The following is a 23,561-nucleotide window of genomic DNA, read 5'->3' as shown; positions in this document are numbered from 1 at the left end:
CGACATCCCATGATCGAGATCCGTTCTTTTCGCGATCTTCTGCGCCTGTTCTTCATCTTCCGGCATGAGTTCAAACTGGCGGCCATCGCAGCGCTGGTGATCATCCTGCTGGGCGCCTTCCTGCTGCCCGCCAAGTTCGAATCCACCGCGCGCCTGCTGGTCAAGCCGGGGCGTGATTCGACGTTGCCGATCGAAATCAGCAACCGCCAGGCGCTGGTCATGCCCAGCACCCAGCGCGACCCGATTGTCGATGAGGAGCGCCTGCTGACTGGTCGCCCGATCGTGCGCGCGGTGGCCGAGCATTACCTGGAAGTCATCGACAAAATGCCGCCGCCGGAAGGTGTCTGGAAGCGCACCAAGTACTACGTCAAAAACGCTATTGGCGCGGTGTTCGACGGCGTGCGCGTGGTACTGGAAACCGTGGGCGTGATTGAACAGACCACCCCGGTGGAACGCCTCGCCGCGAGCCTGGAGAAGAACTTCGAAGTCAGCCACGCGGCCGGGTCCACGGTGATGGACATCAGCTTCAAGTGGAGCGACCCCGAAATCGCCCAGGCGGTGGTCAAGAGTTGGGTCGAAACCTACATCAACGAGCGCACCCAGGCTCTGGGGCGCAAGAGCCTGTATGCGTTCTATGAAGGCCAGGTGTCCAACAGCGCCACCGAGATCAAGAGCTACAAGCAGCAGATCCTGACTCACTTGAACCAGATCGGCGCGGCGAGCATCACCGATCGCCTGGAAGATTTGTCCGAGCGCATCAACGTGCTGCGCGGCGAAACCTTCAACACCACGCGCTTGATTGCCTCGTCGGACAGTGCCCTCGAGAGCACACGCACCCAGCTCAAGACCCAGCCCAAGGAAGTGACCACGGTTCGCCAGATTGCGCTGAACCCGCAGCAGCAGGATTTACGTCGCTTGCTTAACCAGAAGCTGCTGGAAAAAGCCGACATGATGCGCACCTACACCGATAACGCGCCGCCGGTCAAAGCCCTGGATGCGTCGATTCGGGCAATGCAGGCCCAGGTCGCCGGTGAAAGCAACACCGTACAAAGCTCGGAAAACCGCGCACCGAACACCCTGGAAATCCACTTGCAGCGCGTGCTGCTCGATGAGTCCAGCAACAACCTGGCGTTGCGCACACAACTGGTGCAGCAGCAAAAGCAACTGGTCAACCTCGAAGCGCAACGCAAGGAAGCTCTGGAGATTGAACCGGAGCTGGCGCGCCTGTCCCGTGAGCTGAGTGCCACCGAGCGCAACTACGCGCTGTACGTGGACAACCTGGAAAAATCGCGCATCGACCGTGAACTGGACAACAGCCAGATCAGCAACATTGCGGTGATCGAGGAAGCGACCCTGAACCCAGGCCGCATTTTTCCCAAAACCCTGCTGATGCTGTTGCTGGCGATCCCGTTTGCCATCGTCGTCGGCCTGCTGGTGATCTACCTGTGCTACCTGCTCGACCAGCGCATTCACGACGGCGGCCTGGTGGAACGCAAATTCGGCCTGCCGCTGTGGACGACCCTGCCGGAGCTGGACACCAGCACCGCGCAAGGCACCAATGCGTTCAATGCGAGCATCTACCGGCTGTACGGTTTGCTGCAATTGGACCGCGTCGCCGAACGCGGCCTGACCCTCGGGCTGACCTCGGCGCGCCACGGTGAAGGGGTGACCTTCGTGGTGGAGCAACTGCGCCAACTGCTCCAGGAAAATGGCATTACCGTGCGCGTGGGCGGGGCGGCGCCCGCAGCACCGGGCGAAGTGGTGCTGCTGGACGCCTCGGCGCTGCTGGACAACCGCGATGCGTTCGTCAACCTGCGGCGCGCTGACCTGATCGCGTTGGTGGTGGAAGCGCAGAAAAGCACGGTGCCGGTGGTGGAACACGCGCTGTCGATCCTCAATACGGCGTTCGGCAAAGTCGATGGCATCATCATCAACCGGCGTAAATTCGAAGTGCCGGCCAAGGTGCTGCACAGCATCGCCAAATATCGGGGGGCGTTCTGATGCGCATTGCCCTGCTCGCGCCTTTGCCACCGGAAAAGAATGGGATCGCCGACTACGCGAATCATTTCAAGACGGCATTGGAGCAGCTGGGCGTGACGGTGCTGACACCGTTGAGCGGCGTGGAAGGCACGAGCGCGGCGATCAAGCAGGCCGTCGCCGCGTTCGACTGGCGCAGCGTGGACCTGGTCCACGCCGAGCTGGGCGGCGGGCGCCTGGGGGAGTTTTTGGCGTTGCGCGCGTTGCGCAACGCCTACCCGAACCTGCCGCTGACGGCTACCGTGCATGACCCCGAGCGCATCGTATGGCGGCGCGAGCACCTGCCCTTCCCGCTCAACCTGCTGCAGCGCCTGCCCAGCCCGTTGCCGCAGGCGGCGGTGGTGCTGGCAGACCCGTTGACCCTGCACGAAGAACGCCATGTCGCCCGTGGCCTGACGAGGCTGATCACCCTCACCCGCCTGGGCGCCGACTGCCTCAGCCAGCGGATGCAATTGCCCGCCGGCAAAGTGGCGGTGATCCACCACGCCAACCTGGCGATTGCAGCCGTAGCGCTGCCGCCGCTGGACACCCTGCACCTGCTGTATTTCGGTTTTATCTACCGTGGCAAAGGCATTGAAGACCTGTTGCAGGCCCTGGCCGCCGTTTTCAAGCAAGCCCCCGAATTGCGTGACCGTGTGCGCCTGACCCTGGCCGGTGGCACTGCCGCCGAAATGGCGTTTGGCGCGGGCGGTAATTACCTGGAGCAGTTGAACCGCCAGATCGCCGACCTCGGCCTGGCGAGCTCCATTGATTGGCGGCTGAACCTGCCGGCCGACGAGATTGCGCAAACGATCCAAGCCCACCATGTGATGGTGCTGCCGTATCGCGAATCGAAAAAACTCGGCCTGCTCGGCCGTCAGCGCGGCACCAGTGGCGCGCTGTCCTGGGCCGCCGCGTGCGGGCGTGGGGCGATTACCTCGGATGCCCGGGCGTTTGCCGAGGAAGTCGCCAGCGGTAACGGCGCGATCTACCCCGAAGGCGATGTGGCCGCGCTGGGCGAGCAATTGTTGCGCCTGGCCCGCACGCCCACATTGGCCCGGGACTGGGCCGAACGCGCCGGCGCAATCGGCCGCGAACGCTTGTGGCCGCTGACGGCGCAGCGCTTCAAGCAGCTCTTCGAACAGGCGATCGCGGGGGCCCCGTATGACGCGTAAATGGACCTACTTCGCTACCCTTGCGCTGGTCGCGGCCCTGGGCCTGACCGCCTTTATCTGGGGGCGCCCGGCCGACGCCGAGAACCATGTGCTCAAGGGTAACAAGGTGGTGGTGTGGAAGGATTTCCTCGGGGTGAACGCGCAGTTCCTGTGGTTCAGCCCCGAGCGCTACCAGCTGCAGATCGACCGCCTCAAGGACCTGGGCCTGGAATGGGTGCGCCTGGATTTGCATTGGGACCGGCTGGAGCCAGCCGCCGACCGGTACCAGGTGGCGACCCTGGATGAGTTGGTAACCAAGCTCAAGGACAACCAGCTCAAGTCGGTGTTTTACCTGGTCGGCTCGGCGCCCTTTATCACCACCGCGCCAGCGGGTGCGCCCTATCAGGACCAGTACCCGCCGCAGGACCCGAATGTATTTGCGATCCGCATGGCCCTGTTGGCCCAACGCTACCCCAGCGTCGACGCCTGGCAGGTGTGGAACGAACCGAACCTACTGGGCTTCTGGCGCCCGGCGGCGGACCCGGCCGGTTATGCCAGGTTGCTGCGCACCACCGCCGCCGCACTGCGCGCCGTCGCCCCGAACAAACCGGTGGTGGCCGCCGGCATGGCGTTTTTCAGCGAAATGCCCAACGGTCAGACCATGCTCGACGCCCTCGACGCCCTCGGTGTGCCCAAGCTGAACACCGTGATGTCCTACCACCCTTACACGCAACTGCCCGAGGGCAACGACCCGGCCAACCTCGACTTCGTGGCCAAGACCAGCGCGCTCAACCAGAAACTGCGCAGCAATGGCGTCAAGACCCTGTGGAGCACCGAGTGGGGCTGGTCGAACTACGTCGGGCCCAAGGAAGCCCAGGACATCATCACCCAGCAGGGCCAGGCCGATTATGTGATACGCCGCCTGGCGCTGATGAGCGCGCTGGATTTCGACAAGATCTTCCTGTTTACCCTGAGCGACCTCGACCAGCGCGCCAGCGTGCGCGACCGTGCCTACGGCCTGCTCGATATCGACGCCAAGCCCAAGCCGGTCTACACCGCGTTGAAGAATTTCCTCGACGTCAGTGGGCCGCAGCTGACCCCCGGCGACCCGCCCACCGCCGACCAGTTGCCCGACGGCCTGTTCAGCATCGGCTGGACCCGCGCCGACGGGCGCAAACTGTGGTTTTTCTGGTCGGCCCGTGGCGGTAACGCGCACTTGCCCGGCCTCGCCAGCGCGACGCTGTATGACCCGTTGCGCGGCACACAGACACCGGTGAGCGGCACTAACGGGTTGACTGTCCCGGTCAAGTCGAACCTGCAAATTCTGTTATGGGATTGAAGCCCGCCATGCGCATTTTATGGATCCTGCCCTATTCGCCCTGGCCTGCCACCAGCGGCGGCAAGACGCGCCAGTTCCACCTGCTGCGCAGCCTGGCGGCGCGTGGGCACCGGATCACATTGCTTTTGCATGACAAGCACCCGGTGTCGCTGAGCGATCGCCAAGTGCTGGAAGGCTTTCTCGAGCAGTTGATCATCCTGCCGCGTCGGCCACTGCGCAGCCTGAAAACCCTGCTGGCCGGGCTGTTTGCGCCCTACCCGCTGCTGGCCAGCGTGAATGGCCTGTCGGGGGCCTTGCAAGACAGGTTCAACCAACTGCTCAACGAACATTGGGACGTGGTGCAGATCGAGCACACCTATACCTTCCAACCTTACGAAGATGCCCTGGCGCGCAAATCCCAACCCTTCGTGTTGACTGAACATAACGTTGAGTCGGCGCTCGGCGCAGCGACGTACGACCGTTTGCCGCGTTGGGCGCTGCCGTTCATTCGCTACGACCAATGGCGCTACACGCGCTGGGAGCGTCGCGTGATGCGCCAGGCCAGCCAAGTGGTGGCCGTCACCGACAGCGATGCACAGGTGCTGGAAAACATCGCCGGCAAACCGGTGCCGGTGGTGGTCAACGGTGTTGATTGCGATCACTTCGCCGGCGCCCGCCCTGACCCCTCGACCCGCCGCGTGCTGTTCCTCGGCAACTATGAATACGCCCCCAATGTGGATGCCATCGAATGGGCCCTGGATGAAATCCTGCCGAAAGTCTGGGAGCGCTGCCCCGAGGCGCGCATGAGCGTGTGCGGCTTCGGCATGCCCGACGGTTGGCGCGAACGCTGGCCGGACCCGCGCATCGAGTGGCAGGGCTTTGTGCCAAACCTGTTGAATCTGCAATCGAGCTGTTCGGTGTTTCTCGCGCCGTTGCGCCATGGCGGCGGTTCCAAGCTCAAAGTGCTCGAAGCGTTGGCCGCCGGCCTGCCGCTGGCCAGTACCGAACAGGGCGTGTCGGGCCTGGACCTGGTCGAGGGCCTGGATTATCTGGGCGGGCAAACTGCCGTCGGCCTGGCCGACGCCGTGGTGCGCCTGCTGCACGCTCCCGAAGCCGCCGCGCCCATGGGTGAAGCCGGCCGCGCCTATGCGCGGCGAGCCCATGACTGGAGCGTTGCTGCCAGCCAACTGGAGCAGGTGTACGCCACCCTTTCGCCGCTCAATCAAAAGGAGCCCGCATGCGTGTAGGCCTGGATTACCGCACCGTCGGCACCTCACCGCAATCGGGCATCAGCCGCCAGGTGTATGCGCTGGAAAGCGCTCTGCGCAGCCTGCCGGACATCGAACTGGAGCGATTTACCGTCGCGCCCCTGGGCGATCGAACCCGCTTGCAGGCACACTGCCCGGCCTGGGGCTGCGCGAAAACGGCGATGCACCAGCCACAGAATCGCCTGCGCTTCGAAGCCGGTTTTTTACCCCGCGCGCTGCGCGAACAGCACATCGATCTGTACATCAGCACCTTCAATATGGGCCTGCCGTTACCGCCCAAGCCTCAAGGGTTGCGTACCGTGGTGCTGCTGCACGACCTGTTTCAGATCACCCTGGACAACTACCACGCCAGCCGCCTGAAGGCGCTGGTGTACAAGACCACCGATCGCCTGTCGATTGCCTACGCGGTGCGCAGCGCCGACCGGGTGTGGACGCCTTCCCAGTACAGTGCCGACGAAACCGTGCGGTTGTTTCCAAAGGCGGCAGGCAAGGTTCGCGTCCTGCCCAATCAAGTGGAGGGTTTCAACGAACCGCCAGCCGACGTGTCCGCGCGCCAATTGCCCACAGGCTTCTGGCTGCTGGTCGGCACCCGTGAACTGCGCAAGAACGTGCCGTTCCTGGTGGATGCCTGGCAACAGGCGCGGCGCGACTCTCCTAGCGTGCCGGAACTGGTCCTGGTGGGCAGCCTTGAGCACTTGCCCGAAGCCCAGCGCCAACTGCCGGGGATTCATGCGTTGAGTGGCGTCTCCGACGCCGAGTTGCAGGCGCTGTACCGCCAGGCGTCACGCGTGTGGCAACCGTCCTACGCGGAAGGTTTTGGTTTGCCGGTGATTGAAGCGTTGAGCGTCGGCACCCCGGTCGCCGTGGCCAGCGGCACCTCGCTGGACGAAATCACCCCGCCGTCGGCGCCGCGCTTTTCACCCACCGATGGCCCCGCGTTGGTCCAGTTGATGCTGAAGCTGGGTGAGCGCGCCGATGAAGCCACGCCCGAACACCACCGCCGATGGGCCGAACGCTTTAACCAACACGCCTATCGCCAGCGCCTGGCCGAACTGATCGAGGAACTGAAATGAGACTCTCCCTGGCAAGCCTCGTCGCGATCCTCTTCGGCGTGCTGTTCGGTGTGGTCGCCCTGGCGCTGTCACCGGCCAAGGCGTTTCTCGCCGTGATCGGCCTGGCGGCGGCCGTGACCATCCTGCGCTTTCCCTTCTGGGGCTTGCTGCTGTTCGCCCTGGTCGCGACCTTCATGCCCTACTCCACGCTTAATCTGGGCATCCGCAGTACGGTGAGCGAAGCCATTCTTGCGCTGACCTGGGGCGCGGTGCTGTGGCACGGCTTTCTGTCGCGCCTGCCGGACGCGCCGCGCCTGGCGCTTCGCCCCACCGACCAGATGCTGCTGTGGCTGATGCTGTTCAGCGTGTTCCCGTTTATCGTCGGCCAGGTCAGCATCCACGCCGAAAGCAGCGGCGTGGCCAACTGGCTGCGTTGGTTGCTGAACCTCTCGGGAGTATTTCTCACGGCCAAGCTGCTGGTGGACTACAAACACCGCGAAAGCCTGGTGATCGCCCTGCTGCTAGGCACCCTGGCGATGCTGGTGATGTCGATTGCGGTGTTCGTGCGCACACGCTCCGGGGCGGGGATTGCGCCGATCCTGGCACTGCTCAACTATGGCAACTTCGACACATTGAAATTCGGCCTGGAAGCCATGTCGTCACGCATGGGCTCGCCGTGGATGCACCCGAATGCCATTGGCGGAATCATGGCACTGCTGCTGCCGTTGGCGTTCTGCTACGGCATGACCGAACAAGGTTGGAAACGCGCACTGGGCCTGAGCGTGGCGTGCCTGGGTGCGGCGGCGTTGCTGCTGGCCAGCAGCCGCGGGGCGATGGTCAGCCTGGCGCTGGTGCTGATGTGGCTGGCCACGCGGCGCGTGCCTTACACCGGACGTTTACTGATGATCGGCGCGGCGTTGACCGTGGCGTTGGTGATGGCTTATCCGCCGCTGCAGGAACGCCTGGCGACTATCTTCTCCTCAAGCAACGCCAGCACCGAGGTGCGTTTCGACGAATACCGCATGTTCCCGCAGGCCGTGGCGGCGTACCCGTTCGGCATCGGTTTCAAAGTCGACCCGCCGGTACCGGGCACGCACTTGCTGGGGATCTCCAACCTGTGGCTGAACTTCATCTACAAGACCGGCGTTGTCGGCATGCTGTTGTTTATTGCAGTCACTGTGCGCTGGTGGCGTGAAGCCCGGCCGCAAAAGGGCCCGATCCGCCTGACCAAGGACAACGCGCTTTGGCTGGGCAGCACCGCCGGGATTCTGTCGGCGCTGGTCAGCGGTTTGTTTGACCACTACTTCAGCTTTGCCGTGGTGATGGTCGCGCTGTTCTGGCTGATGGTGGGGATTAACGTGCTGGAGGCGCGGCGCTTGTTCCCGGCGCGCCTGCCCCAGGTCAAGGCGTTGGCGTTTCGCAAGCCGATGCTTGATGGCGCGCGGCCCTGATGCTGGGTTCTGCCGTATGGCTGACCGTGGCGACCCTGCTGGGCCTGTGCCTGGGGTTTGCGCGCGAGTGGTTGCTGGTGGCGGCCTGGGGCGCGGGGGAGCGCAGTGATGCGTTCCTGATCGCGCTGTTCTTACCCGAGGCGCTGCGCATGTCGCTGGCCGGCGGCGTGTTGAGCGCCGCCGCGTTGCCGCTGTATCTGCAACGAAAGGACAGCGAACGCCTGGACTGGCTGGCCGTATTGTTCCCGGCGTTGCTGTTGATTGCGCTGGTCACCAGCCTGCTGCTGATGCTATTGGCGCCTTGGCTGGTGCAACTGCTCGGCCCGGGGTTGGCGGCCAGCGCCACGGCCCTGGCCGGCGGCAATCTGCAGATCGTGGCGTGGTGCGTGCCGGGCCTGCTGCTGCATGCGCTGTTCAGTGTGCCCTTGCAGGCCAGCGAGCGCTTTGTGCTGGCGGGCTTGGGCTCGCTGCTGTTCAACCTGCCGCCGGTGGCGTACCTCGCCTTGGCAGGCACCGCCAGCCAGCCGCACAACCTCGCGCTGGCGTGCCTGGTCGGCAGTGGCTTGATGCCGCTGGCGCTGCTGCCGGCGCTCTGGCGTCTGGGCTGGCGGCCGTGGCACGTGCAGCTGTCGCTCGAGCCCTTGCGGGAGTTGGGCCAACGTATCGGCCCCTTGTTACTCAGCAATGGCGCCAGCCAGGGCCTGGCGTTGATCGAGCGCCTGGTGGCGTCGCTGCTGGGGGAAGGCGCGGTGACCTGGGTCAACCTGGCACGCAAGCTGATGAACCTGCCCTTGATTGCGCTGATGAGCCTCAATCAAGTGCTGCTGGGCATGATGAGCCGACGCCAGGGCGATGAACGCCTGGCCCTGCTCAAGCGCGGCCTGGAAACCGCCAGCGTGCTGACCTTGCCGGCCGGCGTCGGCCTGGTGGCGGCGGCGCCGAGCCTGGTCGCGCTGCTGCTGCCCGCACAATCGGCAGACTCGCCACTGCCGCTGTTGCTCGCCTGGTTTGCCGTGCCGCTGGTATTCGGTGCCTGGAACGCCCTGCTCGCGCGCTACGCCTACGCCGCCGGCGACACGCGCCAGCCGCTGCGCTGCGAACTGCTCGGCAGCCTGGTCAATGTGTTGCTGCTGGGCGTATTGCCGTTTGCGTTTGGCCTGGCCGGCATTCCACTGGCGGCACTGTCGGGGGTGATCTGCACCGCGCTGCTGCTGATGCAGCGCCAGGCGTTGCTCGGCGCCCTGCCCTGGGCCCGGCAATGGCTGCTCAGTACGGTGCTGATGGGGCTGGCGGCGCTGGTGTTGTTTCGAATCGAAGACGTGTGGCTGCAAGTGGGGCTGAGCACCCTGGCAGGCGCCGTGGTGTTGCTGGGTATGGGGCTGTGGCTGACGCCGTGGCGCAAGGCGTGAATGATCGTTCGGGAAGACTCACATGAAGCATCGTTGGATTCAAATGGACATCGCCAAGGGCATTGGCATCCTGATTATCGTGTATGGCCACAGCTGGTTTGTCGCCACCTCGCTGGACTTGATGTACCCGATCCTGGCGTCGTTCGTACTGCCGTTGTTCTTCTTTTTGTCCGGGGTGTTCTTCAAGCCCGAGCAGCCATTCGTGGAGATGGCGGTGCGCAAGGCCGATGGTCTGCTCAAGCCGTTCTTCTTCACCATGCTGGTGTATGTGATCGTGCGCGATGTGCTGCGCGGGCAACCGTTGCTGGGGGATATCGGCGGCGTGCTGTACGCCTCCGTGGACACCATCCCGTGGCAGGCGTTGTGGTTCTTGCCGCACTTCTGGGTGGCGATCCTGTTCAGTTGGTTGATGCTGCGGCTGATTCAGCGCCTGAAGCTGCCGTTGCTGGCCGCTTGCCTGCTGATCGGCGCGCAACTATTGCTCGGCATCTGGATGTTGAAGTGGTTCTGGCAAGTGCCGGTTACCCTCGGCGAACAAACATGGACGTTGCCCGGCCTGCCCTTCAGCCTCGACGTGACCCTGATCAGCAGCACCTACTTCATGTACGGCTACCTGCTGCGTGATTGGCTGCGCCGGCACGAAGGCTCGCTGCTGACCCTGCTGATTTCGCTGGTGCTGTTCGCCGCCGTGTTCCTCTACAGCCACGACACCATGGACCTGGCGCAACGTCGCTACGACCACTGGTTGTGGACCAGCCTGCTGGCGGTGATCGGTGTGTACCTGTGCTGGGCGCTGGCGCGGGTGTTGATGGTGTCGCCCCTGCTGACACGGGCGATGACCTACATCGGCCAATCCACCTTGATCCTGTTGATCTTCCACGGCGAGATCCAGCACAAGACCTTCGACCTGATGGAGCGCCTGGGTTTGCATCCGTTCATGGCCGCGTGCGTGGGTTTCGTGGTGGCGGTGGTGGTGCCGTTGCTGATCGGGGAAGTGATCAAGCGGGTGGCCTTCCTGCGGTTTTTCTACTTTCCGTTTCCGGTGCGTAAAGCGCCAAAGCCTTGATTGCGCGTCTAGCTGACGTGCAGCGGCTAGCCCTGATGTAGGAGCGAGCTTGCTCGCGAAAAACCCCCAGGCACCGCGCTCATTCTGGATAAACGTGGTGGCCCTGAGTTCTTCGCGAGCAAGCTCGCTCCTACAGGGTTATGTATTCAATCGTCGAGGGGTTGCGGCGCCGGCTTGCTGCCGGGTTTGACCGGTTTGGCGCCCTTGGCCGGTGCAGGTGCTACGGGCGCAGGTTCCGGCGCCGCCGCCGCTTCTTTCTCGGCCATCGGCATCTGGTCGATGGCACTGAAGAACTCTTTGAGATCAAGGCTATCGGGCGGCACGGTCTTCTCGAGTTTCTTCTCGCCATCCTTGCCGATCAGGATCACCTTGGTGCCGCTGCCGACACCGAGCTTGAGGGCGCGGATCAGTGCATTGGTTTCAGGCGGGGTGAGCTTTTTGCTGTCCTTGGGGTCCTTGGCGAACTTCTCGCCCTCGGCGCCGATGCTGCCGAACTTCACGGTGTAGAACACCATGCTGCGCTCTTCGAAGGACTGCTTGGTGGCAGGCTCTTCCAGTTGTTTCCTGAGCGTGGCCAACGTCGGGTTACCCGCATCGAGTTCCACCACCACCAGAGGGCGGGTTTTGCCCATCTCCAGCTTGAGCGGATTATCATCAGCAGCCAACAACGGCCCCGTAAAAGCCATCAAGGTAGCCAGGGTCAGCGACCGGATGAGCATGCGCACCTCCTTTGAATTCCATGCAGGGTTCTTGAGTTTCATGTCTGCGACAGTCAAATTCAAGGATGATTCCTACGCCACATTGAGAAGCGTAGGTCAGGATGCCCGCGCCGCAAGGGATTGGCGGGCGGCGGGGCATTGTTTCTTCTGATTACGAGACCTGCCACTGCGGCCAATGCCGGGCGAACACGGGCGCCACGACCGGGTCGGCATCCACGCGCTCCAGGGCGTGGGCAAAGCCCGGCGCCAGGCTGCGGAGTACCTCGCGCCCCTCGTCCCAGCGCGACACCGCCGCCGCCATGATGCCCAGTGCATTGGGTACGTTGTCGGGCGTAAACAACTGGTCGGCAAACTGATCGGCGAACACCACCCAGGCCTGATGCAGATAACGCCGCGTGCCGGTGGTCAGTTGCGTTTGCAGGCTTTCACCGGCGTCGCCCAGCCAGCGTTGCGGATAGTCGATGATGCCGATGGCCGAATAGCAATTGGCCGCGATGTACAGCAGGCCGCGCAGGATCTGCGCGCGGTTGCCGGCCAGCAGGTTCGCGTCGGGAAACTCCAGGCCCAGGTGGATCAGGATGGCGGCGCTTTCGGTCAGCACCTGGCCATCGGGGGTGACCAGGGTGGGGATCTGTTTGAGCGGGTTGATGCGTGCGAGGGCTTCGCTGCCCTCGCCTTCATGCCAGGAGCTGGCATCCACGCGATGCCACGGCACGCCGCAGCGCTGCAGCGCAATCTCGATCATGCAGGAGCCGGATTCGTCGGTACCATAGAGTGTGTACATGGGCGTTCCTCCTAAGCTTCAGGTGTAACGGGGATTGTGGCCGATTGCCTAGAACAGGCCCATCTGCCCGCCCACCAGGGTGGCGAAATCATCGTTCACGAACGGCAGGATGGCGTCAGCCACGGGCTGCAATTGGCGCGTCACATAATGATCGTAGTCGATAGGCGCTTGCTGCACTTCCAGCGGCTGCGGGCCATTGACGCTGATCACATAGCGGATCCAGCCGCCGCGCTGGTACTGGCGCGGGCGCCCGAGGCGGTCGTTGTATTCGTCGGCCAGGCGTGCGGCGCGCACATGGGGCGGGACGTTGCGTTCGTAGTCATGCAAGGGTCGGCGCAGGCGCTTGCGGTAGATCAACAGCTCGTCGAGTTCGCCGCTCAAGGTGCGGCGCACATAGTCGCGTACATAATCCTGATGGGGCTGGCGATGGAAGATGCGCCGGTAGAGCTCCTGCTGGAATTGCCGGGCCAAAGGCGACCAGTCACTGCGCACGGTTTCCAGGCCCTTGTAGACCATCTCTTCGCTACCATCGGCGCGCACCACCAGGCCGGCGTAGCGCTTCTTGCTGCCCTCCTCCGCGCCGCGAATGGTCGGCATCAGGAAGCGGCTGAAATGGGTTTCGTATTGCAGCTCCAGGGCGCTTTGCAAACCGTATTCCGTGTGCAGATGGCTGCGCCACCAGTCGTTGACGTGCTGCACCAGCGCCTGGCCGATGCGGCTGGCGTCCTCAAGAGAGTGAGCGCCGCCGAGCCAGACGAAAGTGGAGTCGGTGTCGCCGTAGATCACTTCATAACCCTGGGCCTCCACCAGCTCGCGGGTCTGGCGCATGATCTGGTGCCCGCGCATTGTGATCGAGGACGCCAGCCGGGTATCGAAGAACCGGCAACCGCTGGAACCGAGCACGCCGTAGAAGGCGTTCATGATGATCTTCAGGGCTTGGGACAGCGGTGCATTGTGTTCGCGCTTGGCCACTTCGCGGCCTTCGGACACCCGTGTGACGATGGACGGCAGGCAATGCCGGGTGCGGGAGAAACGCGCACCGCGAAAGCCTTCCACCGAGTCGCTGTCGTCGGGGTGCTTGAGGCCTTCGATCAAGCCCACCGGGTCGATCAGAAAACTGCGGATGATCGACGGGTACAGGCTCTTGTAGTCCAGCACCAGCACCGACTCATACAGACCTGGGCGCGAGTCCATGACAAACCCGCCGGGGCTGGCCTGGGGCGGCTTGTCGCCGAGGTTCGGCGCGACAAAGCCCTGGCGGTGCATTAACGGCATGTAGAGGTGGGTGAACGCCGCGACGGAACCACCATTGCGGTCGGCAGGCAGCCCGGTAACGCTGGCGCGCTCGAGCAGGAACTTGAGCAGTTCGGTCTTCTCGAAAATCCGCGTGACCAACTCGCAGTCCTTGAGGTTGTAGCGCGCCAGGGCGGGCTTGTCCTCGGCGAACATGCGGTTGATTTCGTCCATGCGCTGGTACGGCGTGGAGATGTCCTTGCCTTCACCCAGCAGGGTTTGCGCGACATTCTCCAGGCTGAACGACTCGAAACTCCACGTCGCTGAACGCAGGGCTTCGATGCCGTCGATGATCAACCGGCCCGCTGCCGCAGCGAAGTAATGATTGCGGCTGCCATGTTCGCGCCAGGCCATGGTTTCACCGCCCCGCCCCAGCAGCAGCGGCACATTCAGGCGCTGGGCATGTTCGTGGAGCACGCGCAGATCGAACTGCACCACATTCCAACCGATGATCGCATCCGGATCGTGGGTGGCCAGCCATTGGTTGAGGCGTTCGAGCAGTTGGGCACGGGTGTCGCAATAGTCGAGCTTGAAATCCACCGCGCAGGCTTTGTTGGGCGGACCGAGCATGTACACCTGGCGCTCGCCACACCCTTCGAGCGCGATGGAATACAGGTCACCCTGGGCGGTGGTTTCAATATCGAGGGATACCAGTTTCAGGGTCGGTCGGTAATCGGCAGCGGGCTTCATCTGCGCATCGAGCAACGTGCCGCTGGCATCCGGCGTGCCGCCGAACCACACAGGCGCGGTGATGAACCGTTCCATCATGTAGCGCTCGGGTGGGCGCACATCGCCTTCGTAGACATCCACCCCGGCAGCGCGCAGGCGCTTTTCGATATCCATTATCTGGCGGTGCTGCCGGGCGTAGAGACCCAGGACCGGTCGATGATGGAAGTCGCACAACTGCAACCCACGCAATTCGATATCGCGCTCGCCCTTGAGCAGCCAGTCCAGCGGCTTGCGATGGGCTTCGGGAATGAACACCACCGAGGTTTGCACGGGTAGGCGAATACACCGTGGCCCTTGGTCGGTCGCCAACCAGAAGCTGACCTCCGTACCCGCCGGGGTGTCGCGCCAATGCCGGGTCAGGACAAACCCCTGCTGTAAATCCACCGTACCGCACCTCAGGAATCGCTTTCAGGGCGTGATTCTACTCGGCATCCGGGCAAACGCGGCAGGTTAACTGTGATCTCACAAATTTGTTGCACTGCATTAATAACAATCACTATCATTTGCACCGGAGTCGTATCCGCGCAAGGAGGAAGCGCATCGTGTTGCCCCCCCTTGTTCATAGTTGACGGTTCGCCGTCAGGATCGATCATGCCCCTCTGTGCCCGACTTGCTGCGCCCTTTCGCCCCACCCTGCTCGCCCTTTGCTGCTCGCTGAGCGTTGCTGCGCATGCAGATACGGGTAACACGCTGGAACTGGATGCGACGCGCATCGATGCCCAAGCCCCGGCGCCCGACGCGTTGCCTGCGGTGTATGCCGGCGGACAAGTGGCGCGCGGTGGCCAACTGGGTGTACTGGGTAACCAGGACATCATGGACGTGCCATTCAGCATGTCCTCCTACACCGAGCAATTGATTCGCGACCAGCAGGCGGAAACCCTCGCCGACGTGCTGCTCAATGACTCGTCCGTGCGCCAGGCCTCGGGGTTTGCCAACCAGGCCCAGACGTTCATGATCCGAGGCTTACCGTTGAATGGCGACGACATTTCCTACAACGGTTTGTACGGCATCCTGCCACGGCAGATCATGTCTACTGACGCGCTGGAACGCGTGGAAGTGTTCAAGGGGCCCAACGCGTTCATCAACGGCGTCACGCCAGGCGGTTCGGGGATCGGCGGCGGTGTGAACCTGCAACCCAAGCGCGCCGGTGACGTGCCGCTGCGGCGATTCAGCACGGACATCAGCAGCGATGGCCGGGTGGGCGAGCATCTGGACATCGGCCAGCGGTTTGGTGAAGACGAGCGGTTTGGCGCTCGGGTCAACCTGTCCCAGCGCGAAGGCGATACCGGCATCGACGACGAAAACCAGCGTTCAAAACTGTTCGCGGTCGGCCTGGATTACCGTGGTGACGCGTTGCGCCTGTCGGGGGATTTTGTGTATCAAAAGCAGCGCATCAATGGCGGACGAAACTCGGTGTTCCTGGGCACCGCGACCCAGGTTCCGGATGCACCTTCGGCGGATACCAACTATGCACCCAGCTGGAGCAGCACCAACCTTGAGGACACCTTGGGCATGCTGCGCGCCGAGTACGACCTGAATGAAAACTGGACGGCTTACGCCGCAGGCGGCATCAAACACAGCCGAGAAATGGGCCGATATTCTTCGATTACCCTGACCGATAACCTGGGCAATGCCACCTCCAGCCGCTCGACCATCGCGCACGAGGAAGACAACACCAGTCTGATGGCCGGCTTGAACGGCAAATTTCAGACCGGCCCGGTGAGCCATCGACTCAACATCGGCCTCGCCGGCATTTGGACCCAGGCGCGCAACGCTTATGTGTTCAACGGCTCACCCAGCACGACTAACATTTACAACCCGGTGACCGGCGCGCCCCCTACGCTCAATACGCCGCGCAACACCCCTGGCACCGACTTCAGCGACCCGACCGTTACCGACAAGACCTTCGTGCGCAGCGCAGCAGTATCCGACACGTTTGGCTTGTTCGATGACCGTTTGTTGGTGACGCTGGGCGCGCGTCGCCAGCAAATGGTGGTGCAGGGTTACAACTACATGAGCGGTACGCGCACGGCCAACTATGACGAATCGATCACCACGCCGGTCTACGGCATCGTGTTCAAGCCGTGGGAGCATGTGTCTCTGTACGCCAACCGCATCGAGGGCCTGGCCCAGGGCCCGACCTCGCCGCTCAAATCCGGCGACCGGACGATCATCGGCGGCGGGCAGGCCTATGCCCCCGCGCGCTCCAAGCAGATCGAAGCGGGTGTCAAAGTCGACATGGGTAGCTATGGCGCAACCCTCGGTGTGTACCGGATCGAGCAGCCTGGCGCGGGTTACGCCGAAGTGATCGATGCAACCACGGCGCGCTATGTGCGTGAAGGCCAGCAGATCAACAAGGGCGTTGAGCTGAACATGTTCGGCGAACCGATGAGCGGCCTGCGCCTGTTGGGTGGGGTGACCCTGATGAAGACGGAACTCAAGGGCACCCTCAACGGTGCCAACGACGGCAACCGCGCCATTGGTGTGCCTTCATTCCAGCTCAACGCCGGCGTGGATTGGGACGTGCCCGGCCTGCAAGGCGTGAGCCTCAATGGTCGCATGCTGCGCACCGGCGGCCAATATGCCGACGCGGCGAACAACCTGAGCCTGCCGGCCTGGAACCGCTTCGACGTGGGTGCGCGCTACACTTTTGCGCTGGACAAGCGTGAAGTGACGCTCGGTGCGACGGTGGAGAACGTTGCCAACGAAAAATACTGGGAATCGGCCCAGGGCGGTTTCCTCAGCCAGGGTGATCCGCGGGTGGCGAAGCTGTCGGCGACGATCGATTTCTAACACCACGGTGGCTGACGCTGGGCATCCGCCATGATGCCCGTTCGCGTCAGGCTCGCCGGGCCTTGTCCAGATAGCTTTCGATATTGCCCATTTGCTCGTCCCAGCCACGGGAGTTCATCTTGAACGCTTTCAGGCGCCTGGCCTGGGGCACCTTGTCGAAACCGGACTCGACCACCCGCAACAGAATGCCCGGCGCGCGGTCCTCGATGGTGAACTCCACCAGCGTCGGGGTTTCCTGGTCATAGTCGACGTCTTTCTCTACCGCGAAGGGATGCCACCAGAAGGAAAACAGGGTTTGCGGCAGAATACGTTCGATCCTGGCCTTCCACACCACATGTTCGTAGCCTGGGTAGGTGATCGGCGCTTCGATGGTTTCTCCGGCAACAAAGGTTTTTTCCTTGAGGGCAATACCGAACCACTCGCCAAATTGTTCGGCGTTCGTGAGCGCTTCCCAGACGTGTTTACGCGATGCGTTGAGCAGGACTTTCCGTTCGATGCGATCTAATACGTGCATAAGTCACCTCCTCCATTGAACACTAGGCGACATCGACCAATGCGCAACCTTTGGTTATGCGCAATGATGATGACCCCATCCTTGACCTGGCCATAAGTTATGACTGAACCGTTGAATGGAAGTTGCTTGTGTAAAGGTGTGTGCTATCGGGTGGAGCGTTTGGACATGCCCATCAGTCACTGCCATTGCGCCAGCTGTCGCAAGGCGCATGCGGCAGTGTTTGTCGCCACGGCCGGGGTGATGCGCGAGCACTTTCGCTGGACGCACGGTGAAGAATTGCTGTCGTCGTTTGAGTCATCGCCAGGCAAACGGCGCCATTTCTGTTCGCGCTGTGGCTCGCATTTGATCGCCGAACGCGCGCACCAGCCTCACGTCATCGTGCGGGTGGCGACGCTGGACGATGATCCGGGCGTCAGGCCCACCGCGCATATCTGGACAGCCCATGATGTGCCCTGGCTCGCTTATGACGACATAGAGCGCTGGGGCGAATGGCAGGTGTGACTTAAACGTGCGGATCGCCGGGCGCTTTGGCCGGCGTCGCATATTGGGGCTTCAGGTGCCCCTCCTGGTCGAGCAGCCAGGCGTCCATGATCTGTCGCACCACCGGGCCGGCTACACGGCCACCGGCCTCACCGTTTTCAATCATCACTGAAATTACGATCTTGGGGTGTTCGGCTGGCGCAAAGCCAACAAACAAGGCGTTGTCGCGGTGACGCTCGAGGGTCTTATTGCGGTTGTAACGCTCACCCTGCTTGATCGCCACCACCTGGGCGGTACCGCTCTTGCCGGCGATGCGATATTGGGCACCCTGCGCGGCGGCCCGAGCGATACCGCGCGGGTCGTGCATTACCAATTGCATGCCGTGGTTGACCTGTTCCCAATCACGCGGATCCTTGAGCACTACGTTGGGCATCGGATTCTCATCCACCGGGGGCACGCCGTTGATGGTCTTGGCCAGGTGCGGGCGGTTCCATACACCCTTATTGGCGATCAGCGCAGTGGCTTGGGCCAGTTGCAGCGGCGTGACTTGCATATAACCCTGGCCGATACCCAGGATCACGGTTTCGCCCGGGAACCAGGGCTGGCGACGTGTCGCGCGTTTCCAGGCCTGGGAAGGCATCAGGCCGGCGGATTCTTCGAACATGTCCAAGGACACCTTCTGACCCAGGCCGAATTCAGCCAGGTAATCATGCAGCCGATCGATGCCGAGCTTGTGGGCCAGGTCATAGAAGTAGGTGTCATTGGAACGCATGATGGCGGCGTCCATGTCTACCCAACCGTCGCCACTGTGATTCCAGTTGCGGTATTTGTGATCGAAGTCCGGCAACTGGTAGTAACCGGGATCAAACACGCGGGTTTGCGGGGTGACAACGCCGCTGTCGAGCCCTGCGATGGCCACTTCAGGCTTGATGGTTGAACCGGGCGCATACAGCCCGCGCAGCACGCGGTTGAACAGCGGGCGATCGATGGAATCATGCAGCGCGGCATATTCCTTGAAGCTGATACCGGTAACGAACAGGTTCGGGTCGAAACTCGGTTTGCTGACCATGGCCAGCACTTCACCGGTTTGCGGGTCCAGGGCAACCACCGAGCCACGGCGGTCACCCAGGGCTTCTTCGGCGGCTTCCTGAAGCTTGACGTCGAGGCTCAGGACAATGTTTTTGCCGGGGATAGGGTCCGTGTGCTTGAGCACGCGCAATACCCGCCCTTGGGCGTTGGTTTCGACTTCTTCATAACCCACGTGGCCATGCAGTTCAGACTCGTAGAAGCGTTCGATACCGGTTTTGCCAATAGACTGGGTGCCGCGGTATTCCACCGAATCGAGGGCCTTGGATTCTTTCTCGTTGATTCGTCCGACATAGCCGATGGAGTGAGCGAAGTGCGCACCCAGCGGGTAGTGGCGGACGAACTGAGGTTCAACGTCTACACCCGGTAGACGGAACTCGTTGACGGCCAGAACGGCAATTTGCTCTTCGGTCAGCTCGTAAAACAGCGTGACAGGAACGAACGGATGGCGGGCCTGCTTGAGCGCTTTGTCGAACACGGCACGATCTTCGGCGGGCAGGTGCAACAGACTGACGATCGCGTCCAACTCTCCCTTGAGGTCGGTGGTGCGTTCGCGAGTAATGGTCAGGTTGTAGCTGGGTCGGTTGTCAGCCAGGACCACACCGTTGCGATCATAGATCAAGCCGCGCGTAGGGGTGATGGGCAGCACGTGAACGCGATTGTTTTCAGAAATGGTGGCGTGATAGTCGTATTGCACGACCTGCAGGAAGTACATGCGCCCCACCAGGGCGCAGGTGATGCCAATCACCAGGAGTGCACAGGCGAGCAAACGTTTGTTGACCAGACGGTGTTCTTTTTCGTGGTCCTTGATGGGTATCGGTTCAGGCATTTCTACAGCATCTCGTTGAAAAAGGTCGACGCCGCGTCCTGCGGATAAGGGTCAATCCTTGTGAAAATGTGCTGCACCATACCAAAAATGCAGAAACACTTTGCATCGATTTCCCTTAACGGCGAGTTATTTCATCATTGAGAAAGTGAGGCAAGGGCGGCGAACGCGCTGTGATGGTGTGCATTGGGAGCGCCGTCGTCTTTTTGACCGCCCAAAACAAAACCCCACCTGCTTTCGCAAATGGGGTTCTGGAATTTAATCTTGACGATGACCTACTCTCACATGGGGAAACCCCACACTACCATCGGCGATGCATCGTTTCACTGCTGAGTTCGGGATGGGATCAGGTGGTTCCAATGCTCTATGGTCGTCAAGAAATTCGGGTACTGAGTCGTGGCCAGATGGCCTCGCTTCAGCAAATTGGGTATGGGATAGAAGTCGGTGTTTTGTGAGCCTCGAACTTTCGGTTCATTGCGTCTTCACACACCGCAATCTGGTTGCTCTGGATTAAAGAGCCGACGCAAATTGCTTGGGTGTTATATGGTCAAGCCTCACGGGCAATTAGTATTGGTTAGCTCAACGCCTCACAGCGCTTACACACCCAACCTATCAACGTCGTAGTCTTCGACGGCCCTTCAGGGGACTCAAGGTCCCAGTGAGATCTCATCTTGAGGCTAGTTTCCCGCTTAGATGCTTTCAGCGGTTATCTATTCCGAACATAGCTACCCGGCAATGCCACTGGCGTGACAACCGGAACACCAGAGGTTCGTCCACTCCGGTCCTCTCGTACTAGGAGCAGCCCCTCTCAAATCTCAAACGTCCACGGCAGATAGGGACCGAACTGTCTCACGACGTTCTAAACCCAGCTCGCGTACCACTTTAAATGGCGAACAGCCATACCCTTGGGACCGGCTTCAGCCCCAGGATGTGATGAGCCGACATCGAGGTGCCAAACACCGCCGTCGATATGAACTCTTGGGCGGTATCAGCCTGTTATCCCCGGAGTACCTTTTATCCGTTGAGCGATGGCCCTTCCATACAGAACCACCGGATCACTAAGACCTACTTTCGTACCTGCTCGACGTGTCTGTCTCGCAGTCAAGCGCGCTTTTGCCTTTATACTCTACGACCGATTTCCGACCGGTCTGAGCGCACCTTCGTACTCCTCCGTTACTCTTTAGGAGGAGACCGCCCCAGTCAAACTACCCACCATACACTGTCCTCGATCCGGATAACGGACCTGAGTTAGAACCTCAAAGTTGCCAGGGTGGTATTTCAAGGTTGGCTCCACGCGAACTGGCGTCCACGCTTCAAAGCCTCCCACCTATCCTACACAAGCAAATTCAAAGTCCAGTGCAAAGCTATAGTAAAGGTTCACGGGGTCTTTCCGTCTAGCCGCGGATACACTGCATCTTCACAGCGATTTCAATTTCACTGAGTCTCGGGTGGAGACAGCGCCGCCATCGTTACGCCATTCGTGCAGGTCGGAACTTACCCGACAAGGAATTTCGCTACCTTAGGACCGTTATAGTTACGGCCGCCGTTTACCGGGGCTTCGATCAAGAGCTTCGCGTTAGCTAACCCCATCAATTAACCTTCCGGCACCGGGCAGGCGTCACACCCTATACGTCCACTTTCGTGTTTGCAGAGTGCTGTGTTTTTAATAAACAGTCGCAGCGGCCTGGTATCTTCGACCGGCATGAGCTTACGGAGCAAGTCCTTCACCCTCACCGGCGCACCTTCTCCCGAAGTTACGGTGCCATTTTGCCTAGTTCCTTCACCCGAGTTCTCTCAAGCGCCTTGGTATTCTCTACCCAACCACCTGTGTCGGTTTGGGGTACGGTTCCTGGTTACCTGAAGCTTAGAAGCTTTTCTTGGAAGCATGGCATCAACCACTTCGTCGTCTAAAAGACAACTCGTCATCAGCTCTCGGCCTTAGAATCCCGGATTTACCTAAGATTCCAGCCTACCACCTTAAACTTGGACAACCAACGCCAAGCTGGCCTAGCCTTCTCCGTCCCTCCATCGCAATAACCAGAAGTACAGGAATATTAACCTGTTTTCCATCGACTACGCTTTTCAGCCTCGCCTTAGGGACCGACTAACCCTGCGTCGATTAACGTTGCGCAGGAAACCTTGGTCTTTCGGCGTGGGTGTTTTTCACACCCATTGTCGTTACTCATGTCAGCATTCGCACTTCTGATACCTCCAGCAAGCTTCTCAACTCACCTTCACAGGCTTACAGAACGCTCCTCTACCGCATCACTTACGTGATACCCGTAGCTTCGGTGTATGGTTTGAGCCCCGTTACATCTTCCGCGCAGGCCGACTCGACTAGTGAGCTATTACGCTTTCTTTAAAGGGTGGCTGCTTCTAAGCCAACCTCCTAGCTGTCTAAGCCTTCCCACATCGTTTCCCACTTAACCATAACTTTGGGACCTTAGCTGACGGTCTGGGTTGTTTCCCTTTTCACGACGGACGTTAGCACCCGCCGTGTGTCTCCCATGCTCGGCACTTGTAGGTATTCGGAGTTTGCATCGGTTTGGTAAGTCGGGATGACCCCCTAGCCGAAACAGTGCTCTACCCCCTACAGTGATACATGAGGCGCTACCTAAATAGCTTTCGAGGAGAACCAGCTATCTCCGAGCTTGATTAGCCTTTCACTCCGATCCACAGGTCATCCGCTAACTTTTCAACGGTAGTCGGTTCGGTCCTCCAGTTAGTGTTACCCAACCTTCAACCTGCCCATGGATAGATCGCCCGGTTTCGGGTCTATTCCCAGCGACTAGACGCCCTATTAAGACTCGCTTTCGCTACGCCTCCCCTATTCGGTTAAGCTCGCCACTGAAAATAAGTCGCTGACCCATTATACAAAAGGTACGCAGTCACCTAACAAGTAGGCTCCCACTGCTTGTACGCATACGGTTTCAGGATCTATTTCACTCCCCTCTCCGGGGTTCTTTTCGCCTTTCCCTCACGGTACTAGTTCACTATCGGTCAGTCAGTAGTATTTAGCCTTGGAGGATGGTCCCCCCATATTCAGACAAAGTTTCTCGTGCTCCGTCCTACTCGATTTCATGACTAAGAGATTTTCGCGTACAGGGCTATCACCCACTATGGCCGCACTTTCCAGAGCGTTCCGCTAATCTCAAAGCCACTTAAGGGCTAGTCCCCGTTCGCTCGCCACTACTAAGGGAATCTCGGTTGATTTCTTTTCCTCAGGGTACTTAGATGTTTCAGTTCCCCTGGTTCGCTCCATACACCTATGTATTCAGTGTAAGGTAACCATCTTATGATGGCTGGGTTCCCCCATTCAGACATCTCCGGATCAAAGTCTGTTTGCCGACTCCCCGAAGCTTTTCGCAGGCTACCACGTCTTTCATCGCCTCTGACTGCCAAGGCATCCACCGTATGCGCTTCTTCACTTGACCATATAACCCCAAGCAATCTGGTTATACTGTGAAGACAACATTCGCCGAAAATTCGATCATACTCAATTAAGAGCGACTCACAAATTTTACCTTAGCCTGAGCCGTTACCAGTGAAAGTAACGTTCAGTCTATCTTTCTATCACATACCTAAATTTTTAAAGAACGATCT

The 23,561-nt window shown here is 60.9% G+C and carries 15 protein-coding genes and 2 rRNA genes; 10 read left to right on the top strand and 7 right to left on the bottom strand.

Annotated features, from left to right (window positions below; all coding sequences use genetic code 11):
- The first annotated feature begins 9 nt into the window (after positions 1-9).
- From C4J90_RS09080 to C4J90_RS09045, 8 genes are read left to right on the top strand one after another with little or no spacing between them, the layout of a single operon-like run.
- Positions 10-2,001, top strand: coding sequence for an exopolysaccharide transport family protein (locus tag C4J90_RS09080; RefSeq protein WP_124362083.1), 1,992 nt, complete (start codon positions 10-12; stop codon positions 1,999-2,001).
- The gene (locus tag C4J90_RS09075; RefSeq protein ID WP_124419654.1) at positions 2,001-3,191 is read left to right on the top strand and encodes a glycosyltransferase; all 1,191 of its coding nucleotides are present in this window, start codon (positions 2,001-2,003) and stop codon (positions 3,189-3,191) included. The genes C4J90_RS09080 and C4J90_RS09075 overlap by 1 nt, the downstream gene beginning before the upstream one ends.
- Complete coding sequence (locus tag C4J90_RS09070; RefSeq protein WP_124419653.1) at positions 3,181-4,509, top strand: cellulase family glycosylhydrolase; 1,329 nt, start codon at positions 3,181-3,183, stop codon at positions 4,507-4,509. The genes C4J90_RS09075 and C4J90_RS09070 overlap by 11 nt, the downstream gene beginning before the upstream one ends.
- An 8-nt stretch (positions 4,510-4,517) precedes the next feature.
- On the top strand, positions 4,518-5,735 hold the full coding sequence (locus C4J90_RS09065; RefSeq protein WP_124419652.1) for a glycosyltransferase family 4 protein: 1,218 nt from the start codon (positions 4,518-4,520) through the stop codon (positions 5,733-5,735).
- On the top strand, positions 5,726-6,829 hold the full coding sequence (locus C4J90_RS09060; RefSeq protein WP_124419651.1) for a glycosyltransferase family 1 protein: 1,104 nt from the start codon (positions 5,726-5,728) through the stop codon (positions 6,827-6,829). Before C4J90_RS09065 ends, C4J90_RS09060 begins: the two co-directional genes overlap by 10 nt.
- Positions 6,826-8,259 carry an O-antigen ligase gene (locus C4J90_RS09055; RefSeq protein WP_124419650.1) on the top strand — a complete coding sequence of 478 codons (1,434 nt, stop codon included), beginning with the start codon at positions 6,826-6,828 and terminating at the stop codon, positions 8,257-8,259. Before C4J90_RS09060 ends, C4J90_RS09055 begins: the two co-directional genes overlap by 4 nt.
- Positions 8,259-9,668, top strand: coding sequence for a murein biosynthesis integral membrane protein MurJ (murJ, locus tag C4J90_RS09050; protein ID WP_124419649.1), 1,410 nt, complete (start codon positions 8,259-8,261; stop codon positions 9,666-9,668). The genes C4J90_RS09055 and murJ overlap by 1 nt, the downstream gene beginning before the upstream one ends.
- A gap of 22 nt (positions 9,669-9,690) precedes the next feature.
- A complete protein-coding gene (locus tag C4J90_RS09045) occupies positions 9,691-10,734 on the top strand; it encodes an acyltransferase family protein (RefSeq protein WP_124362076.1) in 1,044 nt (347 codons plus the stop codon).
- Between the two features lie 146 nt (positions 10,735-10,880).
- Here the strand turns inward: C4J90_RS09045 and C4J90_RS09040 are convergent, their stop codons facing one another.
- From C4J90_RS09040 to C4J90_RS09030, 3 genes are all read right to left on the bottom strand, one after another.
- Positions 10,881-11,453: a DUF4174 domain-containing protein gene (locus C4J90_RS09040; protein ID WP_124366507.1), complete on the bottom strand. Its 573-nt coding sequence runs from the start codon at positions 11,451-11,453 to the stop codon at positions 10,881-10,883.
- A 151-nt stretch (positions 11,454-11,604) separates the two neighbouring features.
- Entirely contained in the window at positions 11,605-12,237 is a 633-nt protein-coding gene (locus C4J90_RS09035; RefSeq protein WP_124362074.1) for a glutathione S-transferase N-terminal domain-containing protein, read from the bottom strand.
- 48 nt (positions 12,238-12,285) lie between these two features.
- Positions 12,286-14,643: a DNA polymerase II gene (locus C4J90_RS09030; RefSeq protein ID WP_124419648.1), complete on the bottom strand. Its 2,358-nt coding sequence runs from the start codon at positions 14,641-14,643 to the stop codon at positions 12,286-12,288.
- A gap of 207 nt (positions 14,644-14,850) precedes the next feature.
- Between C4J90_RS09030 and C4J90_RS09025 the strand changes: the two genes are divergently transcribed.
- A complete protein-coding gene (locus C4J90_RS09025; protein WP_124419647.1) occupies positions 14,851-17,052 on the top strand; it encodes a TonB-dependent siderophore receptor in 2,202 nt (733 codons plus the stop codon).
- A 46-nt stretch (positions 17,053-17,098) separates the two neighbouring features.
- Here the strand turns inward: C4J90_RS09025 and C4J90_RS09020 are convergent, their stop codons facing one another.
- Entirely contained in the window at positions 17,099-17,566 is a 468-nt protein-coding gene (locus tag C4J90_RS09020; RefSeq protein ID WP_124419646.1) for an SRPBCC family protein, read from the bottom strand.
- Between the two features lie 99 nt (positions 17,567-17,665).
- Between C4J90_RS09020 and C4J90_RS09015 the strand changes: the two genes are divergently transcribed.
- Positions 17,666-18,067: a GFA family protein gene (locus C4J90_RS09015; protein WP_124419645.1), complete on the top strand. Its 402-nt coding sequence runs from the start codon at positions 17,666-17,668 to the stop codon at positions 18,065-18,067.
- Position 18,068: 1 nt separating this feature from the next.
- Here C4J90_RS09015 and mrdA read toward each other — a convergent pair whose 3' ends face one another.
- From mrdA to C4J90_RS09000, 3 genes are all read right to left on the bottom strand, one after another.
- A complete protein-coding gene (gene mrdA, locus C4J90_RS09010) occupies positions 18,069-19,961 on the bottom strand; it encodes a penicillin-binding protein 2 (protein ID WP_124362069.1) in 1,893 nt (630 codons plus the stop codon).
- Positions 19,962-20,220: 259 nt separating this feature from the next.
- Positions 20,221-20,336, bottom strand: a 5S ribosomal RNA gene (gene rrf, locus C4J90_RS09005).
- 165 nt (positions 20,337-20,501) lie between these two features.
- Positions 20,502-23,392: ribosomal RNA gene (locus C4J90_RS09000) — 23S ribosomal RNA — on the bottom strand.
- Positions 23,393-23,561: the final 169 nt, after the last annotated feature.

The sequence above is a fragment of the Pseudomonas sp. R2-60-08W genome, from assembly GCF_003852335.1.
Lineage (GTDB): Bacteria > Pseudomonadota > Gammaproteobacteria > Pseudomonadales > Pseudomonadaceae > Aquipseudomonas.
The sequence above is the reverse complement of the archived record's forward strand: the minus strand, read 5'-3'. Positions and strand labels throughout refer to the sequence as shown.

Excerpts from the sequence above, each read along its gene's own strand:
- C4J90_RS09080 (WP_124362083.1), top strand. The coding sequence starts at position 10 with ATGATCGAGATCCGTTCTTTTCGCGATCTTCTGCGCCTGTTCTTCATC.
- C4J90_RS09075 (WP_124419654.1), top strand. The coding sequence starts at position 2,001 with ATGCGCATTGCCCTGCTCGCGCCTTTGCCACCGGAAAAGAATGGGATC.
- C4J90_RS09070 (WP_124419653.1), top strand. The coding sequence starts at position 3,181 with ATGACGCGTAAATGGACCTACTTCGCTACCCTTGCGCTGGTCGCGGCC.
- C4J90_RS09065 (WP_124419652.1), top strand. The coding sequence starts at position 4,518 with ATGCGCATTTTATGGATCCTGCCCTATTCGCCCTGGCCTGCCACCAGC.
- C4J90_RS09060 (WP_124419651.1), top strand. The coding sequence starts at position 5,726 with ATGCGTGTAGGCCTGGATTACCGCACCGTCGGCACCTCACCGCAATCG.
- C4J90_RS09055 (WP_124419650.1), top strand. The coding sequence starts at position 6,826 with ATGAGACTCTCCCTGGCAAGCCTCGTCGCGATCCTCTTCGGCGTGCTG.
- murJ (WP_124419649.1), top strand. The coding sequence starts at position 8,259 with ATGCTGGGTTCTGCCGTATGGCTGACCGTGGCGACCCTGCTGGGCCTG.
- C4J90_RS09045 (WP_124362076.1), top strand. The coding sequence starts at position 9,691 with ATGAAGCATCGTTGGATTCAAATGGACATCGCCAAGGGCATTGGCATC.
- C4J90_RS09040 (WP_124366507.1), bottom strand. The coding sequence starts at position 11,453 with ATGCTCATCCGGTCGCTGACCCTGGCTACCTTGATGGCTTTTACGGGG.
- C4J90_RS09035 (WP_124362074.1), bottom strand. The coding sequence starts at position 12,237 with ATGTACACACTCTATGGTACCGACGAATCCGGCTCCTGCATGATCGAG.
- C4J90_RS09025 (WP_124419647.1), top strand. The coding sequence starts at position 14,851 with ATGCCCCTCTGTGCCCGACTTGCTGCGCCCTTTCGCCCCACCCTGCTC.
- C4J90_RS09020 (WP_124419646.1), bottom strand. The coding sequence starts at position 17,566 with ATGCACGTATTAGATCGCATCGAACGGAAAGTCCTGCTCAACGCATCG.
- C4J90_RS09015 (WP_124419645.1), top strand. The coding sequence starts at position 17,666 with ATGACTGAACCGTTGAATGGAAGTTGCTTGTGTAAAGGTGTGTGCTAT.
- mrdA (WP_124362069.1), bottom strand. The coding sequence starts at position 19,961 with ATGCCTGAACCGATACCCATCAAGGACCACGAAAAAGAACACCGTCTG.